17 protein-coding genes are annotated in these 16,032 nt (G+C 72.7%); 12 read left to right on the top strand and 5 right to left on the bottom strand.

The genetic code is table 11. The annotated features are described in order from the left end of the window. Positions 1-38: 38 nt before the first annotated feature. The 5 genes from AC0QR5_RS09335 (at position 39) to AC0QR5_RS09315 (ending at position 2,515) form a co-directional block, all read left to right on the top strand. Complete coding sequence (locus AC0QR5_RS09335; RefSeq protein WP_475372459.1) at positions 39-659, top strand: type II secretion system F family protein; 621 nt, start codon at positions 39-41, stop codon at positions 657-659. After that, the gene (locus AC0QR5_RS09330) at positions 656-1,243 is read left to right on the top strand and encodes a type II secretion system F family protein (protein WP_329861846.1); all 588 of its coding nucleotides are present in this window, start codon (positions 656-658) and stop codon (positions 1,241-1,243) included. The genes AC0QR5_RS09335 and AC0QR5_RS09330 overlap by 4 nt, the downstream gene beginning before the upstream one ends. 131 nt (positions 1,244-1,374) lie before the next feature. After that, a complete protein-coding gene (locus tag AC0QR5_RS09325; RefSeq protein ID WP_329861845.1) occupies positions 1,375-1,647 on the top strand; it encodes a DUF4244 domain-containing protein in 273 nt (90 codons plus the stop codon). 9 nt (positions 1,648-1,656) lie between these two features. After that, positions 1,657-2,010, top strand: a complete 354-nt coding sequence (locus AC0QR5_RS09320) for a TadE family type IV pilus minor pilin (protein WP_329861844.1) — start codon at positions 1,657-1,659, stop codon at positions 2,008-2,010. Between the two features lie 79 nt (positions 2,011-2,089). Continuing rightward, a complete protein-coding gene (locus tag AC0QR5_RS09315; protein ID WP_329861843.1) occupies positions 2,090-2,515 on the top strand; it encodes an Rv3654c family TadE-like protein in 426 nt (141 codons plus the stop codon). Between the two features lies 1 nt (position 2,516). Here AC0QR5_RS09315 and AC0QR5_RS09310 read toward each other — a convergent pair whose 3' ends face one another. Both AC0QR5_RS09310 and AC0QR5_RS09305 read right to left on the bottom strand, forming a co-directional pair. Next, positions 2,517-4,838 carry a DEAD/DEAH box helicase gene (locus AC0QR5_RS09310; protein WP_329861842.1) on the bottom strand — a complete coding sequence of 774 codons (2,322 nt, stop codon included), beginning with the start codon at positions 4,836-4,838 and terminating at the stop codon, positions 2,517-2,519. Positions 4,839-4,866: 28 nt separating this feature from the next. Beyond that, positions 4,867-5,532, bottom strand: coding sequence for a GNAT family N-acetyltransferase (locus AC0QR5_RS09305; RefSeq protein ID WP_329861841.1), 666 nt, complete (start codon positions 5,530-5,532; stop codon positions 4,867-4,869). A gap of 152 nt (positions 5,533-5,684) precedes the next feature. On the opposite strand from AC0QR5_RS09305, the gene trhO reads away from it, so the two are divergent. Further along, complete coding sequence (trhO, locus tag AC0QR5_RS09300; protein ID WP_329861840.1) at positions 5,685-6,611, top strand: oxygen-dependent tRNA uridine(34) hydroxylase TrhO; 927 nt, start codon at positions 5,685-5,687, stop codon at positions 6,609-6,611. 4 nt (positions 6,612-6,615) lie between these two features. Here trhO and AC0QR5_RS09295 read toward each other — a convergent pair whose 3' ends face one another. Both AC0QR5_RS09295 and AC0QR5_RS09290 read right to left on the bottom strand, forming a co-directional pair. Beyond that, positions 6,616-7,236, bottom strand: coding sequence for a GNAT family N-acetyltransferase (locus AC0QR5_RS09295; protein WP_329861839.1), 621 nt, complete (start codon positions 7,234-7,236; stop codon positions 6,616-6,618). 4 nt (positions 7,237-7,240) lie between these two features. Next, a complete protein-coding gene (locus AC0QR5_RS09290) occupies positions 7,241-7,477 on the bottom strand; it encodes a hypothetical protein (RefSeq protein ID WP_329861838.1) in 237 nt (78 codons plus the stop codon). Between the two features lie 42 nt (positions 7,478-7,519). On the opposite strand from AC0QR5_RS09290, the gene AC0QR5_RS09285 reads away from it, so the two are divergent. The 6 genes from AC0QR5_RS09285 to proC all read left to right on the top strand — a co-directional run bounded on the left by AC0QR5_RS09285 (position 7,520) and on the right by proC (position 15,419). Further along, complete coding sequence (locus AC0QR5_RS09285; RefSeq protein ID WP_329861837.1) at positions 7,520-9,175, top strand: DUF7059 domain-containing protein; 1,656 nt, start codon at positions 7,520-7,522, stop codon at positions 9,173-9,175. Positions 9,176-9,186: 11 nt separating this feature from the next. Beyond that, positions 9,187-9,828, top strand: a complete 642-nt coding sequence (locus AC0QR5_RS09280; protein ID WP_329861836.1) for an ArsR/SmtB family transcription factor — start codon at positions 9,187-9,189, stop codon at positions 9,826-9,828. Between the two features lie 112 nt (positions 9,829-9,940). Next, entirely contained in the window at positions 9,941-12,682 is a 2,742-nt protein-coding gene (topA, locus tag AC0QR5_RS09275) for a type I DNA topoisomerase (RefSeq protein ID WP_329861835.1), read from the top strand. Between the two features lie 25 nt (positions 12,683-12,707). Next, positions 12,708-13,748, top strand: coding sequence for a Ppx/GppA family phosphatase (locus AC0QR5_RS09270; RefSeq protein WP_329861834.1), 1,041 nt, complete (start codon positions 12,708-12,710; stop codon positions 13,746-13,748). Continuing rightward, complete coding sequence (locus tag AC0QR5_RS09265; RefSeq protein ID WP_329861833.1) at positions 13,745-14,581, top strand: sugar phosphate isomerase/epimerase family protein; 837 nt, start codon at positions 13,745-13,747, stop codon at positions 14,579-14,581. The genes AC0QR5_RS09270 and AC0QR5_RS09265 overlap by 4 nt, the downstream gene beginning before the upstream one ends. Next, complete coding sequence (proC, locus tag AC0QR5_RS09260) at positions 14,550-15,419, top strand: pyrroline-5-carboxylate reductase (protein ID WP_329861832.1); 870 nt, start codon at positions 14,550-14,552, stop codon at positions 15,417-15,419. The genes AC0QR5_RS09265 and proC overlap by 32 nt, the downstream gene beginning before the upstream one ends. A 240-nt stretch (positions 15,420-15,659) precedes the next feature. Here the strand turns inward: proC and AC0QR5_RS09255 are convergent, their stop codons facing one another. Continuing rightward, positions 15,660-15,932, bottom strand: coding sequence for a hypothetical protein (locus tag AC0QR5_RS09255; protein ID WP_329861831.1), 273 nt, complete (start codon positions 15,930-15,932; stop codon positions 15,660-15,662). Positions 15,933-16,032: the final 100 nt, after the last annotated feature.

Below are 16,032 nucleotides of genomic sequence, written 5' to 3'. Positions count from 1 at the left end.
TGACGGGCACGGGCTCCCCGCGGTCGGTGGCTCCCGGCATGTCCCGGCCGATCCCATGGGGCCGGCGGCGGGAGGACGACCATGGCGAGTCGCACACCCGCGCCGTGCGGCAAGGCGCCGCGCTGCTGCGCTCGGGGCGGACGGCGTCCCAGATGTGGGAGCTCATGGAACAGGCCTGGCGGCGCGCCGACGGGCCGGCGGCAGAGGACATCCTGGCCGCGTGCCGCAGCGCGACGGCGGCCCACCGGCTCGGACTGGCCCCCTCGACGGGCCTGCGGCGCCACCTCGTGGCCTGCGATGACGGCTACCGGCCCGTCTGGGAACGGCTCGCCTGGTGTGTGGATCTCTCGGAGGGCACCGGCGTCGCCCTGTCCGAGCTGTTGGACCGCCTCGCCGGGCAGCTCGAGGGTGCCGGAGACAGCCGCCGCGCGCGGGAGACCGCGCTCGCCGGGCCCGCCACGACCCAGCGGCTCCTGGCCTGGCTGCCCGCGTTCGGGCTCGTCCTGGCGCAGCTCATCGGGGCCGACCCGATCGGCGTGCTCCTCACCCATCCGATCGGGCGCCTGGGCCTGCTGGCCGGCGTGGCGCTGTGGTGGGCGAACCGCGTGTGGGGGCGCCGGCTGCTGGCCGCCGCCGAACGCCCGGGCGCGGCTCCGTGACGGCCTGGTTCGCCGCCGCGGCGGCAGCGGCCGCCCTGTGGATCATGCTCGGTGGCGGTGGCGGTGGCGGTGGCGGTGGCGGTGGCGGTGGCGGTGGCGGTGGCGTGCCCGCGTATGCGCCTCCGGGCGGCCCTCAGCGACGGGAACCGCCCGGGGAACGACTCGCCGCCGAGGATGCCGCCCTGCTCTTCGACCTGGCCGCGTCGCTGCTGGACTCGGGGCTGCCGATCAACGGCGTCCTGCGCGCCCTCGCGGCGGCGGTCCCGGGCTGCGGCCCGCTGGAGGGCGTCGCCCGGGGACTCGGGCTGTCGCTGTCGTGGGAGCGGGCCTGGGCCGGCGTCCCCGCGGAGCTGCGTCCGCTCGGCGAGGCCCTCGAATTCGCCCACCTGACCGGGACCGGGATGTCCGGCATGCTCCGCGCGGCCGCCGCCCAACGCCGGGCCGCGGACGTGAGGAACGCCGAGAAGCGCGCGGCCGAGCTCGGGGTCCGGCTCGTCGTGCCGCTCGGGGTCTGCGCCCTGCCCTCCTTCATCTGCCTCGGAATCGTCCCGGTCGTCATCTCCCTGCTGCCCCGGCTCGGCTGAATGGTCCTCCACAACCCCCGGGCAGGGGGCCGTCATCCAGAGACCGACCCTGGGCCGTCGCGGGGACGGCACGGCGGCGGGAGGGTGGAAGTGGTCCGAACCGCGGACCGTACAAGGAAGGGAAGACGATCATGGAGGACACGATGGGACGGACGGCGACGCAGTTCGGGCCGGCGGAGTTGGAACCGGGGCTGGAGCAGGGGCAGGACACCGGACTGGAACCGGGCCGGGACGCTTCGGGGAAAGCAGCGGAGTCCACGGGAGAGGAGGGCATCGCGACGGCGGAGTTCGCGATCGTGACGCTCGCGGCCGTGGGCTTCGCCGGACTGCTCGTGACGATCCTCAGCAGCGGCGACGTGCGCGAGCTGCTCATGGGCCTGGTGCGCCAGGCGCTGAGCTACTAGGAACGCCGCGTGTTCCGTGGATCGGAGCGGGGGAGCAGCACGGCGGAGACCGCCGTGCTGCTCCCGGCGGTGGCACTGCTGCTCGTCGTCGTCCTCGCGGCCGGCGCGGTGGGTTCCACCCAGGTGCGGCTCGAGGAGGCGGCTCGCGCCGCCGCGCGGGAGCTGGCCCGGGGCGAACCGGCCGGTTCCGCACGGGCGGCGGCCCAGCGGGTGGCCGGGACATCGGCGTCGGTCGACATCGGGGCCGCCGCCGGGTACCACAGCGTGAGCGTCAGCGCCGGGATCGGGGTCCCCGGCCTCGAAGGCCGGTTCGTCCTCACGGCCCGGGCCGAGGCCCGCGCGGAAGGAGGGCCCGGTGGCTAGGTGCTGGTCCCCGTGCCCCGGAGCCGGCGGGCGAGGGTCGGGCGTGGGCGTGGGCGGGGTGAAGGGGCGCGGGGCGGGCGTGAGTGGGGGCGACGAGCGCGGGGCGGGATCGGCGCTCGTTGTGGGCCTCGTCGCCGCCGCGCTGCTGGCGCTGACTGCGGTCCTGGCCCTCGCTCATGCCGCCGGTGCGGCCGCCACAGCGGCCACGGCCGCGGACCTCGCCGCCCTCTCGGGGGCCGATGCCGCCCGCGGCCTCGCTCCGGGCGATCCCTGTGCCGTGGCCCGGGAAACGGCCCGACGCAACGGGGCGCAGCTGTCCGAGTGCCGGATCGCGGGCAGCGCGGGAGAGCTCGTCGACGTGTGGACGTCGGTTCCCCTGGGGCCGGACTGGGCGTGGATGCGCGCGCTCGGCCTGGAGGCCTCCGGGCGTGCGCGCGCCGGGCCGCCCCCGCAGCCGTGGGCGCCGCCGGTCCAGCCGGCATTGCCGGAGACGGCCGGCGACTGAGCTACGCCCCGGCGTCGCGCAGGAGGGCGCCCAACAGGGAGACGGCCCCGGCCTTGTCGAGGGGATTGTTCTTGTTGCCGCATTTGGGGGACTGCACGCAGGACGGGCACCCGCGCTCGCATTCGCACGCCGCGATCGCGTCCCGGGTCGCCTTCAGCCAGTACCTCGCCTGCTCGTAGCCGCGTTCGACGAAGCCCGCGCCCCCGGGATGCCCGTCGTAGACGAAGATCGTCGGCAGTTCCGTGTCGGCGTGCAGCGCCGTCGAGACGCCTCCGATGTCCCAGCGGTCGCTCGAGGCGACGAGCGGCAACAGGCCGATCGCCGCGTGCTCGGCCGCGTGCAGCGCCCCGGGGATCGAGCCGGCGATGATTCCGGCCGCGGCCAGGCGCCGTTCCGGGACGGTGAACCAGACGGCGCGCGTGAACAGGTCGCGGGCGCCGAGGTCCAGCGGCTCCTCGCCGAGGATCTCGTTGCTCACGAGCGCCTTGCGCTGGAAGGAGACCACCTGGGTCGTCACCCGCACGTCGCCGAAGTGCACCGCGACCTCGCCCCAGTCCTCGCTGCGCAGGACCTCGAGGACCTCGATCGTCGTGATGTCGCGGGCCTGCGTGTAGAAGTCGGGGGAGGCGCGGTGGACCAGGACGCAGTGGTCCTCCTCGTTGAGCTCGTCGACGAGGTAGCTGGCGCCCTGGTGGATGTAGACCGCGCCGGTGTGGGCCTGGTAGTGCGTCTGCGGGGAGTCCATGGTCCCGAGGAGGGCGCCGGTCTCCGAGTCGATGACGTTGACGGGGCCGCCCCCGTCGGCGCGCAGGTTCACCATCGAGGCGGCGCTCTCCGCGTGCGTCCAGAACCACCCCGAGGGCCTGCGGCGCAGGTAGCCGCGGTCCACGAGCGAGTCCAGCATGCCGGCGGCCGTGGGCCCGAACGCCTCCACCTCCTCCGGGCGGATCGGCTGCTCCGAGGCCGCTGCGCACAAGTGTGGTCCCAGGACGTACGGGTTCTCCGGATCGAACACGGTCGCCTCCACCTGGAGGTCGAAGATCGCCTCCGGGTGGTTCACGAGGTACGTGTCCAGCGGGTCGTCGCTCGCCACGAACGCGGCGAGCGCGTTCTGCCCGGCCCGCCCCGCCCGCCCGATCTGCTGGAAGAACGACGCCCGCGTGCCCGGCCAGCCGGCGACGAGCACCGCATCGAGGCCGGAGACGTCGATCCCGAGCTCGAGCGCCGACGTGGAGGCGACCCCGAGCAGCTCGCCGCTGCGCAGCTGCCGCTCCAGTCCGCGCCGCTCCTCGGGCAGGTAGCCGGAGCGGTAGGCGGCGATCCGTCCACGCAGAGATGGATCGACCTCGTCCACGAGCCGCTGGGCGATTGTGGAGATCGTCTCGGCGCCCCGGCGGGACTTGATGAAGGCGATCGTCCGAACGTGCGAGCTGACCAGGTTCGCGAGCAGATCGGAGGTCTCGGCGACGGACGTCCTGCGCCGCGGTGCCCCGTTCTCGCCCTTGAACTCGGTCAGCGGCGGTTCCCACAGCGCCACGGCCGTCTCGCCGTGCGGGGAAAAGTCCGTCGTGACCGCATGGACCGGTGCCCCGATGAGGCGCCCGAAGGACGCCGCGGGCTCGGCGCTGGTGGCGGAGGCGCCGATGAACACCGGGTCGGCACCGTAGTGGGCGCAGATCCGGCGCATTCGCCGCATCAGGTTGGCCACGTGGGATCCGAACACGCCCCGGTAGCTGTGCGCCTCGTCGACGACGACGAACGCGAGGCGGCGGAAGAAGCGCGCCCACCACGGGTGGTTCGGGAGGATCCCGAAGTGCAGCATGTCGGGATTGGCAAGGACGAAGTTCGCGTGGTCCCTGATCCACCGGCGCTCTCCGGGATCCGTGTCGCCGTCGTAGGCCGCCGCGCGGATCGAGTCCAGCCCGAGCGCGTTCACCGCCTTGAGCTGGTCGGCCGCGAGGGCCTTGGTGGGCGAGAGGTAGAGCGCGACGGCGTCGGTGGGCTCGAGCGCGACCCTCCCCGCGGTCACGGAGCGGTGGATCGCGTCGACCGCGGGCAGCTGGTAGGCGAGCGACTTGCCCGAGGCCGTGCCGGTGGCGACGACGGTGTGGAGGCCGTCGTGGGCGAGGCCCGCCGCCTGCACCTGGTGCAGCCAGGGGGATTCCACGCCGAGCCGCGCGTAGGCGGCGACGACGTCGGCATGGACCCACTCCGGCCAGGGGCCGTGGACCGCGTCCCGGGCCGGGAGGATCCGCAGGTGGCGCAGCGCCTCGGGGTCGGAGCCGTGGCCCAGGAGGGGCACGAGCGTGCGGAAGTCGGTCACCGCATCATTGTGGCACCCGGGACTGACGCTAGGCGCGCCGGGCCTCCAGGGTGACCACGGTGCCGAGCGGGGTCCAGCCAAGGTACTGGTAGAGGGCCTGGCCCTCGATGGAGGCGATCAGCAGGCCCTCGTCGACCGCGTGCTCGAGGGCGATGGCCACGAGGGCCCGCATCACGAGCGCTCCGAGGCCGCGGCGGCGGAACTCGGGGGCGGTGATGATGCGGTCGAAGACCGCGTAGTCGCCGACGACGGAGACGTGGCCGCTCGCGGCGACGACGTCGTGGTCGTCGGCGTCATGGATGGACACATAGGCGTGCTTGCCGTCGCGCTCGGCATCGATCGTGAAGCCCTCCGGCGCGCGGGGGTCCTCGACGTCCTGGCCGTCCATCTCGGCGACCATGAGGGCCTCCTCGGCGGCCACGACGTCCAGGCCCGCGGCCTGGGCCGCGTCGACGAGCGCCGAGGAGTCGTTGGCGAACGCGGTGAGGCGTCGCGAGGGGTGCTTGGCGAGGGTCTCGGCGACGGCCACGAGCTCCTCGGACGTCGGCTCGAAGACGATGTATTCCCAGTCGCCGGTGGTGTCGTGGCGCAGCGCCGCGTGCACCCGGCCTTCATGCCGGCTTTCGTAGCCCCGCGCTCCGGCCCAGCCGGTCACCCAGGTTCCGATCAGTTCATCGCTCGCGGAGGATCCCATGCCAAGACCATACCCCGAGCGATCATGGCTGTGCAGTCGGTAACGGGAACCGTTGCCTTACCGAAAAGAAGCGTTAACATGGGCCGATGCGCGGGCCCGGGAGGGGCGCCGGGGGCGCGGTCCGTGACCTGTCCCGCAGTACCCTAGAAGGCGTGTCCCAGAACCGCATCGTCCTCTTCTACGCCTTCGCCCCGCTCGCCGATCCGGAGGCGGTCCGCCTCTGGCAGCGCTCCCTCCTGGAGCAGCACGGCCTCCGCGGGCGCATCCTGGTCTCGCGGCACGGCATCAACGGGACGGCCGGGGGCGGGATCCGCGAGGTCAAGGCGTACGTGAAGGCCACCCGCGAGCATCCGGCGTTCCGCTCCCTGGACGTGAAGTGGAGCGACGGAGGGGCCGCGGACTTCCCGCGCATCTCGGTGCGGGTCCGCGACGAGCTCGTCTCCTTCGGCGCGCCGGGGGAGCTCGAGGTGGACGAGACCGGCGTGGTCGGCGGCGGCGTGCACGTGGGCCCCGAGGCGCTCCACGAGCTCGTCGACGCCAAGCGTGCCGCGGGCGAGGAGCTCGTGTTCTTCGACGGGCGCAACGCCTTCGAGGCACAGATCGGCCGCTTCAAGGGCGCCGTGGTTCCCGATGTCGAGACGACGCACGACTTCATCCGCGAGCTCGACTCGGGCAAGTACGACGAGCTCAAGGACAAGCCCGTGGTGACCTACTGCACGGGCGGGATCCGCTGCGAGGTCCTCTCGGCGCTGATGGTCAAGCGCGGCTTCCAGGAGGTCTACCAGCTCGACGGCGGGATCGTCCGCTACGGCGAGGCGTTCGGCGACCGCGGGCTCTGGGAGGGTTCCCTCTACGTCTTCGACCGTCGGATGCACGTGGAGTTCTCGCCCGACGCGGAGACGATCGGGCGCTGCGTGGGCTGCGAGGGACCGACGAGCAAGTTCGAGAACTGCGCCGAGCCGAGCTGCCGCCAGCTGCGGTTGTTCTGCGCGGACTGCGCGGCCGATGCCGCGCTGCGCTTGTGCCCGGAGTGCGCCGGGACGGCGCCGCAGAGAACGACGCCGGACCTCGTCTCCTAGGGGACTAGTCGCCTGATTCCCGGGGCCAGGGTCCGGCCGAGGCGTCGACGGGCTCGAGCTCCTCGTCCTCGACGTGGAAGACCTCGAGGCCGCGGGCGCGGTAGTTGGCCAGGGCGGCCGGTCCGTCCAGCGAGCACGTGTGGACCCAGACCCGGCCCACCGGGGGCAGGCCGGGGTGGCGGGCGTCCAGGTCCCAGGCGCGGCGGATGCCCTCGGTGAGCAGCGCCCCGCCGAGGCCCAGCCCCAGGTGGCCGGGGAAGAGCCCGAAGTACACGATCTCCACTGCGGTCCCGGGGGCACCGTCCGCCGCCGCCGTGGGCGTCGCCCCCGAGCCCGCCGTCCGCGCGGCGAGCTCCACGTATCCGGCCGGCGAGCCGTCCCGGTACAGCACCCACGTCTCGGTGCCCGGCGCGGCGAGGACCTCGGCCCAGTGCGCGCGCGACCAGGCGAGCCGGTCGGCCCAGTTCCATCCGCTGCCGACGCCTTGGTAGAGGAAGCGGCTGAACTCCGGGGTGGCGTCGACGGCGCGTTCGATCCGGCAGCCCGGCGGCAGCGGGGTCGCGGAGGGGCGCAGCGCGTCGGCGGAGGACATCTGCAGGTGCGTGGTGGTGACGGTCCGGGTCATGGCGCTAACCGGCCGGGTCCACGCGGACGGCGGTGTCCTCCGCGGCGCCCCCGGCCCCGCCCGCGGGAGCGGTGGGCGACGTGCAGGCGGCGGCCAGCAGGACGGCGCAGGCGGCGGCCGCGCCCGCGGCGACTCGCCGCGCGGGCGAACCGCTCGGCGGGGCGGGGCGGTCCACCAGGACCTCGATTCTTCCGGGGGCGGACGCAGGTGCGGACGGCGGGACGGGGGCTGTTGGGGGCATATCGCCATCCTAGGCACTCCCGGTCCTCGCTAGACTCGCCCTGTGCCCGAGTCCCCCGCCTCCCTCCCGTCCCGGCTGCCCGGCGTCCCCGACGCCCCGCGCAGCGACGAGCTGCCCCTCCTCGAGGCCCTGTCCGCCGATCTCGCCGCCGCCGGATACACGCACGACGGCGTCGCGGGGCTCCTCGGCGACGAGGCGAACGCGGCCCTGCACCGCGACCAGTCCGTCCCCGCGCGGCTCGTCATCGCCCGCGCCCTGGCCGCGGATCCCGTGCCGGCGGTCGCCGTCGCGACCGCGCTGTGGCTCCTCGGCGACGACGTCGCCGCCGGTCACGTTGACGCCGCGCTGCCGCGCACGGGCGTCGCCGGACTGCTCGCCCTCGGACTCGTGGAGGACGCCCCCGCCCGCGGATCCGTGCGGGCCGCCGTCGACCTGCGGCCCCACGCCTCCGACGCCGACGCCGAGCTCTGGGTGGCGAGCGACCTCGGGGCCCTGCACCGGCCCGGCGTCCTGCGCGGCGACCACGTCCTGGGCATCGGCGGGGCGTCGCTGACCCTGGCCCAGGCGACCGTCCGCCGCCCGGTGGAGCGCGCCCTGGACCTCGGCACGGGATGCGGGATCCAGACCTTCCACCTCCTCGCCCACGCACGCCACGTCGTCGCCACCGACCTCTCGTGGCGGGCCCTGGCCTTCACGCGCTTCAACCTCCTGCTCAACCACGAAGCGCTGGGACTGGATCCGCGGCGCCTCGAGGACCGCGTCGAGCTGCGCCAGGGCAGCCTGCTCGAGCCGGTCGCGGGGGAGGAATTCGACCTCGTCGTCTCCAATCCGCCGTTCGTCATCACGCCCCGCGCCCCCGGTGGTTCCGAGGAGGAGCGCTTCACCTACCGCGACGGCGGGCTCGCGGGCGACGCGCTCGTCTCGGGGCTGATCGAGGCGCTGCCGGGGGTCCTCACGCCGGGCGGCACCGCCCAGCTGCTCGCCAACTGGGAGATCCAGGACGGCCCTGAGGGCGGCGAGGGCGACGGCGCGGGCGGGGCCGGGGACTGGTCGGCCCGGCCGCGGACCTGGATCCGGCCGGGGACGGAGGCGTGGTTCATCCAGCGGGAGGTCCAGTCGCCCGCGGAGTACGCCGAGACCTGGCTGCGCGACGCCGCGGAGGCCCGGGATCCGGCCCGCTACGCCGAGCGCTACGCGCAGTACCTGGCCGACTTCGCGTCCCGCGGCGTGGGCGGGATCGGCTTCGGCATGGTCTGGCTGCGCCGCCCCGCCGACCCGGCCGTGGCCCCCGTGGGTGCGCGGTTCGAGGCGATCGGCTACCCGATCGAGCAGCCGATCGGCCCGCATCTGGCCCTCGAGGTGGACGCCGCGGATTCCCTCGCCGGGAGGGACCTCGCTCCGCTCCGCTTCGAGGTCGCCGAGGACGTGACCGAGGAGCGGCACCAGCGGCCCGGCGCCGAGCACCCGGGCGTCATCCTGCTGCGCCAGGGGGCCGGCCTGCGGCGGACGACGCTCTTGTCCTCCGAGGAGGCGGGGCTCGTCTCCGCCTGCGACGGGGAGCTCACCGCCGGGCAGATCGCCCACGCGCTCGCGGCGCTCCTGGGCGAGGACGCCGCGGAACTCGTCCCACGACTACTCGACAGTGTTGATCGACTTGTTACCACCGGCTTTCTGTCGGAGATACGAAACAAAGGCTAAAGTTTTTCCACATGACGCAGAACACATCCGAGGCGAAGTACGCCGGGACTCCCGAAGTCCGTCGCCAGACGGAGAACCCCGTGGTCATCAGCGACCCGCAGGCGATCCGCGCCCTCGCGCACGAGGCCCGCCTCGAGGTCCTGGAGGAGCTGTTCGCGTCGCAGTCCACCCGGACGGCCACGGAGCTGGCCTCGCGCTGCAACCTCACGCCGAGCGCCATGAGCTACCACTTGCGGGCGCTGGAGAAGTACGGCTACGTCGAGCGCGCCGCGAGCGAGGGCGACGGCCGCGAGCGGCGCTGGAAGGCCGCCGGCGACCAGCTCGTCGTCGGCTCGCTGAGCGATTCCACAGCCGCGAAGAACGCGTTCCTGAACGTGCAGCTCAACGCCTTCCGCGAACGCCTCTCGGCGGAGATCGCCCGCCGCGACGCCGAGCGCCGCGCGGGGATCGAACCGCCCGCGGGCCGGGCGCCCGTGCTGACGACCGGGATGGTGTTCCTCAAGGGCGAGCAGCGCGCCGAGTTCGTCCGCCGCGTCTACGCGCTCGTCGACGAGTTCGAGGCCATGGCCGATCCCTCGGAACGCGGGATCGACGGCGAACGCGTCTACTACATGCTCTCGTTCCTGCCGGAGCACCCGGAACCCGGGGCCTGAGCGGGGCGGGGCGCGGGAGCCGCTTGCGGCCCGCGGCCGTGATGCCGCTACCCTAGAGCAGGTATGTGCAGGTCCGCGTCTCATGCGGGCCACCGGCTGCTAGAGGAGTGTTGTGCCCGCCAAGGCCAAGGAAAAGTCCGGCAAGAAGCTCGTCATCGTCGAGTCCCCGGCCAAGAGCAAGTCGATCGCCAAGTACCTCGGCGAGGGCTTCGTCGTCGATGCCTCCGTGGGCCACATCCGCGACCTGCCGCAGCCCAAGGAGCTGCCCGCCGAGCTGAAGAAGACCTCGGTCGGGAAGTTCGCCGTCGACCTGGACAACGACTTCGAGCCCTACTACGTCGTCTACCCGGACAAGAAGAAGAAGGTCTCCGAGCTCAAGGCGCAGCTCAAGGACGCGGACGCCCTCTACCTCGCAACCGATGCGGACCGCGAGGGCGAGGCCATCGCGTGGCACCTGCTCGAGGTGCTCAAGCCCAAGGTGCCCGTCTACCGCATGGCGTTCACGGAGATCACCAAGGAGGGCATCGCCCGCGCCCTGGACAACATCCGCGAGCTGGACACCGACCTCGTGGACGCGCAGGAGACGCGGCGCGTCCTCGACCGCCTCTACGGCTACGAGATCTCGCCCGTGCTGTGGCGCAAGATCGGCCCGGGCCTGTCGGCCGGCCGCGTGCAGTCCGTCGCGACGCGCCTCGTCGTGGAGCGCGAGCGCGAGCGCATGGCGTTCCGCGCCGCGTCCTACTGGGACCTCGTCGGCGAGTTCGCGACCGCGGCGGGGGAGTCGTTCCGCGCCAAGCTGGCCGCCGTCGACGGAGCCCGCGTCGCCTCGGGCCGCGACTTCGACGACCGCGGGCAGCTGAAGACGCCGAAGTCCGGCGCCGCCGTCGTCGTGTTGGACCGGGACGGGGCCACGTCGCTGGCCGAGGGGCTGCAGGGGGCGGACTTCTCGGTCCAGTCCCTGGACACCAAGCCCTACACGCGCCGCCCGGCCGCGCCGTTCACGACGTCCACGCTGCAGCAGGAGGCCTCGCGGAAGCTGCGCTGGTCCTCGAAGTCCACGATGCAGGTGGCGCAGCGGCTGTACGAGAACGGCTACATCACCTATATGCGTACCGACTCGGTCTTCCTCTCCAACGAGGCCGTCTCGGCGGCCCGCCGCCAGGCCTCGGAGCTGTACGGGCCCGACTCGGTGCCCGCGTCCCCCCGCGTGTACAAGGCCAAGTCGGATGCGGCGCAGGAGGCCCACGAGGCCATCCGCCCGGCCGGCGACTCCTTCCGCCGCCCGCAGGACGTGCGCAGCCAGCTCGGCGCCGACGAGTTCAAGCTGTACGAGCTGATCTGGAAGCGCACGGTCGCCTCGCAGATGGCCGACGCCAAGGGCTCAACGGCCTCCGTCCGGCTGGCTGGGACCGCGGCCGACGGCCGCACGGCCGAGTTCACGGCCTCCGGCACCGTCATCACCTTCCGCGGCTTCCTCGCCGCCTACGAGGAGGGCAAGGACACGACGGAGCAGGAGGAGCAGGAGAACGACGCCGAACGCCGGCTTCCGCAGCTGACCTCCGGCCAGGGACTCACCGGGGCGGGGGTGGAGGCGCTCGGGCACGAGACCTCGCCTCCCGCGCGCTACACCGAGGCCTCGATCGTGGCCGAGCTGGAGGCCCGTGAGATCGGCCGCCCGTCCACCTACGCGCCGACGATCTCCACGATCATGGACCGCGGCTACGTGACCAAGCGGGGCGGAGCCCTGGTGCCGAGCTGGATCGCCTTCTCCGTGGTGCGCCTGCTCGAGGAGCACTTCGGCAAGTACGTCGACTACGGTTTCACGGCGCGCCTCGAGGACGACCTCGACGAGATCGCCAAGGGCCACCTGGCCCGCAGCGCGTGGCTGCGTTCCTTCTACTTCGGCGAGGACCGCGAGGACGCCGGACTGCAGGAGGTCGTGGAGAACCTCGGCGACATCGACGCCCGGGCCATCAACTCCGTCGAGATCGCCCCCGGGATCGTGCTGCGCGTGGGCAAGTTCGGCCCTTACCTCGAGACGCCGGTGCCGGAGGGATCGCCCGAGGGCACCGAGCCGCAGCGCGCCAACGTCCCGGAGGACCTGGCGCCCGACGAGCTCACGGCCGAGAAGGCCCGCGAGCTCATGGAGTCCACGGGCCCCGAGCAGCGCGAGCTGGGCACGGACCCGGAGACGGGCCGGCTGATCGTGGCCAAGGACGGGCGCTACGGCGCCTACGTCACCGAGGTCATCCCGGAGCCGACGGCGGAGGAGCTCGCGGCCCAGCCGGTCGAGTACTACAAGAACGGCAAGCCCAAGCCCCCGAAGAAGCCCGCGAAGGTCCGCCCGCGCACGGGCTCGCTCTTCAAGTCCATGACGGTCGAGACCGTGACGCTCGAGGACGCGCTCAAGCTCATCTCCCTGCCGCGCGTGCTCGGCCAGGACGCCGAGGGCGTCGAGATCACGGTGCAGAACGGCCGCTTCGGCCCGTACCTGAAGAAGGGCACCGACTCGCGGTCGATCGGCTCGGAGGAGGAGATCTTCACGATCACCCTCGAGCAGGCGCTCGAGATCTACTCCCAGCCCAAGCAGCGGGGCGGCCGGACCGCCGCCGCGCCGCTCGCGGAGTTCGGAGCGGATCCGGTCTCCGAGAAGCCGATCGTCGTGAAGGAGGGCCGCTTCGGCCCCTACATCACCGACGGCATCACCAACATCACCGTCCCCCGCGACACCGCCATCGAAGAGCTCACGCGGGAACGCGCCGTGAAGCTGCTCGCAGAGAAGCGGGCCAAGGGCCCCGCCAAGCGGCCGGCCCGCAAGGCCCCGGCACGGCGGACCACGGGCAAGTCCACGTAACGGCCCACGGAAAGCGTCCACCGGCATGCGCCTCGGAGTCCTGGATATCGGATCCAACACCGTCCACCTCCTGCTGGTGGACGCCTACCCCGGGGCGCGTCCGGTGGCGTTCGCGTCCCACAAGCGGCCGCTGTCGCTCGTCAGCTACCTCGACGGCGACGGCGCGATCACGGAGGAGGGCCAGCGGGAGCTCCTGGACTTCATCCACGAGGCCTCGCGCTTCGCCGTGCGGCACCGGGCCGAGGACCTGCTGGCCTTCTGCACCTCGGCGATCCGCGAATCGGCGAACGGCGAGGCCGTGCTGGAACGCGTGGTCTCCGAGACGGGCATCCACCTGGCCGAGCTCAGCGGCGAGCAGGAGGCCGGCATGACCTACTACGCCGTGAGGCGCTGGTTCGGCTGGGGCGCGGAGACGATCCTCGACCTCGACATCGGCGGCGGATCGTTCGAGATGGCGATGGGGACCGACGAGTTCCCGGCGATCGCCCGCTCCGTGCCGCTCGGCGCCGGGCGCCTGACGCGGGACCGGCTGCCCGGGGACCCGCCGTCCATCCGCGACCTCAAGGCGCTCAAGCACTACGTCGCTGACGTGCTGGAGGGCCCCGTGGCCGAGATCCGCGCGCTCGGCAAGCCCGCGCTCGTCGCCGGGACGTCCAAGACCTTCCGCTCGCTCGCCCGCGTCACCGGCGCCGCGCCGAGCGCCGAGGGGCCCTACGTCAAGCGCGTGCTGCGGCTCGAGGACCTCAAGCTCTGGACCAACCGGCTCGCCGCGATGACCGCGGCGGAGCGCAGCGAGCTGCCCGGCGTCTCCGCGGTCCGGGCCCCGCAGCTGCTCGCCGGCTCCGTCGTCGCGGGGGCCGCGATGAGCGCCTTCGGCGTGAAGTCGCTGCGGATCTGCCCCTGGGCGCTGCGCGAGGGCCTCATCCTGCGCCGCTTCGACCACCTCGTGTTCGACGGGCCGTTGCCTTTGGGGAGTAGCGTGGGGGTGGGGCACGTGGAACTGGGCCAGCAGCCCGCCGTGCCGCAGCTTGGAGTCGTCGACGAGGAAGCGGGGAACAGAGCATGACCCAGCAGCACGTACCGGTCGCCCTCTCGAGCGCCTCGGTCTACCCGCTCAACGTCCACGACGCGTTCTCCGTCGCCCACGACCTTGGCTACGACGGCGTCGAGGTCCTCGTGACCGGCAACCACATCTCCCAGGACCCCGGCAAGCTGATGGACCTCAGCTCCCGCTACGGGCAGCCGATCATGGCCATCCACGCGCCGACGCTCCTGCTCACCCAGCAGGTCTGGGGCAGCGCCTGGAACAAGATCGAGCGCTCCGCGAAGATGGCCGCGGACGTGGGCTGCGACGTCGTCGTCGTCCACCCCCCCTTCCGCTGGCAGGGGACCTATGCGACCGGCTTCGCCGAGGGCGTCCGGCGGATCATGGAGGAGTACGGCGTGAAGATCGCCGTCGAGAACATGTACCCCTGGAGGGCCCGCGGGCGCGAGGCCAAGATGTACCTGCCGCACTGGAACCCCGTCCCGCAGCCGTACGACTACGTGACGTGGGACTTCTCCCACGCGGCGATCGCCGACATGGACTCCCACGAGGCCTTCCAAGCCCTCGGGGAGCGGCTGACGCACGTGCACTTGTGCGATGGGCGGGACAACGGCAAGGACGAGCACCTCGTCCCCGGCCGCGGCACCCAGCCCGTCTCCGAGGCCATGGGACACCTGCGCTCGAGCGGGTGGAACGGCGTCGTCGCCGTCGAGGTCTCCACGCGCAAGGCCAAGGGCGCCGGGGAACGCGAGGAGTGGCTCGGGGAGACGCTCGAGTTCGCGCGCCGGCACCTCGAGGCCGCGGCCGTGGAAGAATTGCCGCATGGCGAGCAACAGCACCGACTATCCCGTTGACACCACGACCCACCGGCTGGCCTTCCTCGGCACCGGTTCGATGAACGGGGCGATCCTGCGCGGCATCCTGGCCGCCGGGCACGATCCCTCCTCCATCACCGCGACCGTGCGCGGCGCAGGCAAGGCCGAGGCCCTCGCCGCCGACACCGGCGTCAAGGCCCTCGCCACGGAGCAGTCCCCGGACGCCAACATCGACGCCGTCACGGGGGCCGACGTCGTCTTCCTCGGCGTCAAGCCGGTCGGCATCCAGGAGCTCTGCCGCGAGATCGCCGGGGCGCTGCGCCCCGGGGCCGTCGTCGTCAGCGTCGCCGCGGCCGTCACCATCGCGATGATCGAGGACGCGCTCGCTCCCGGTCAGCCCGTCGTGCGCACCATGCCCAACACCCCGCTCATGGTGGGCCGCGGCGCGGTCGGACTCAGCGGAGGGAGCGCGGCGACGGAGGCGGACGTCGCCGCCGTCGTCGGACTCTTCGAGGGCTCCGGCCTCGTCCGCGTGGTCCCGGAGGAGCAGCTCGACGCCGTCTCCGCGGTGAGCGGCTCCGGTCCCGCCTACGCCTTCTACCTGGCCGAGGCGATGGCCAAGGCCGGCGAGGAGCTCGGCCTCGACGCGGACCTCGCCCGCGACCTCGCGCGCGCGACCGTCGCCGGGGCGGGTCGCATGCTCGACGACGCCGCGGTGGACCCCGCCGAGCTGCGCCGCAACGTGACGAGCCCCCACGGCACCACCGAGCGCGCGATCGCCGCGTTCGACGACGCGGGCATCCCGTCGATCATCGCCCGCGGCGCCCGCGCCGCCTCCGACCGCGCCGCCGAGATCAGCCGCGAGCTCGCCGGATAGGGCGCACCACGTCACCGTTGGCTGGCATTGCTCTGGCAACGTCCAATCGTTCGGATGTTGCCTGGGATGGCTTGGCTCAGTGGACATCTAGTGGCGGTTGTTTCAAGGTGGGCCGCGTTTCGAGCTCCGCTGCAGTGATGCACGGATTCACCTCGACGCGGACCGACCATCAGCCGCGACCGGACGACATCAATGGCGTCAACGCGCTCGACGAGAATCGGGGTCGATATGCTCACATCGTCACGGGTGATAAGTGTCTTCGTTGCCGCCGGTGTGGTCCTCGGCCGGGTGAGGACCGTGGGCGTTGCTGAAGTGATCGAGACGGGACCGCTGTCCGACGTCGGATTGGACGTGCTCGAATGGTTCATACGCCCTGCGGCAGCCACTGAAGATCATCTCATCCTGCGGCAGATAGGTGGATACGTCGACGGAACATCGTATGAAATCGGTGACGACCCGCTGCTTCGTCCAGGTGAAGAAGTCCTCGTGTTTCTCCGCTACGTCCCCGATCACGGTGTCTTCGTCGTCGTCGGTGGGCCGTCGGGACGGTTCTCCTCCTCGGAGGGGCGGCTCCGACCGAGTGGCGGGACACCGATCACCGACGCGTCGACGC

It is taken from the genome of Arthrobacter sp. J156 (assembly GCF_056172865.1).
This window is presented reverse-complemented; position numbering and strand designations above follow the sequence as displayed.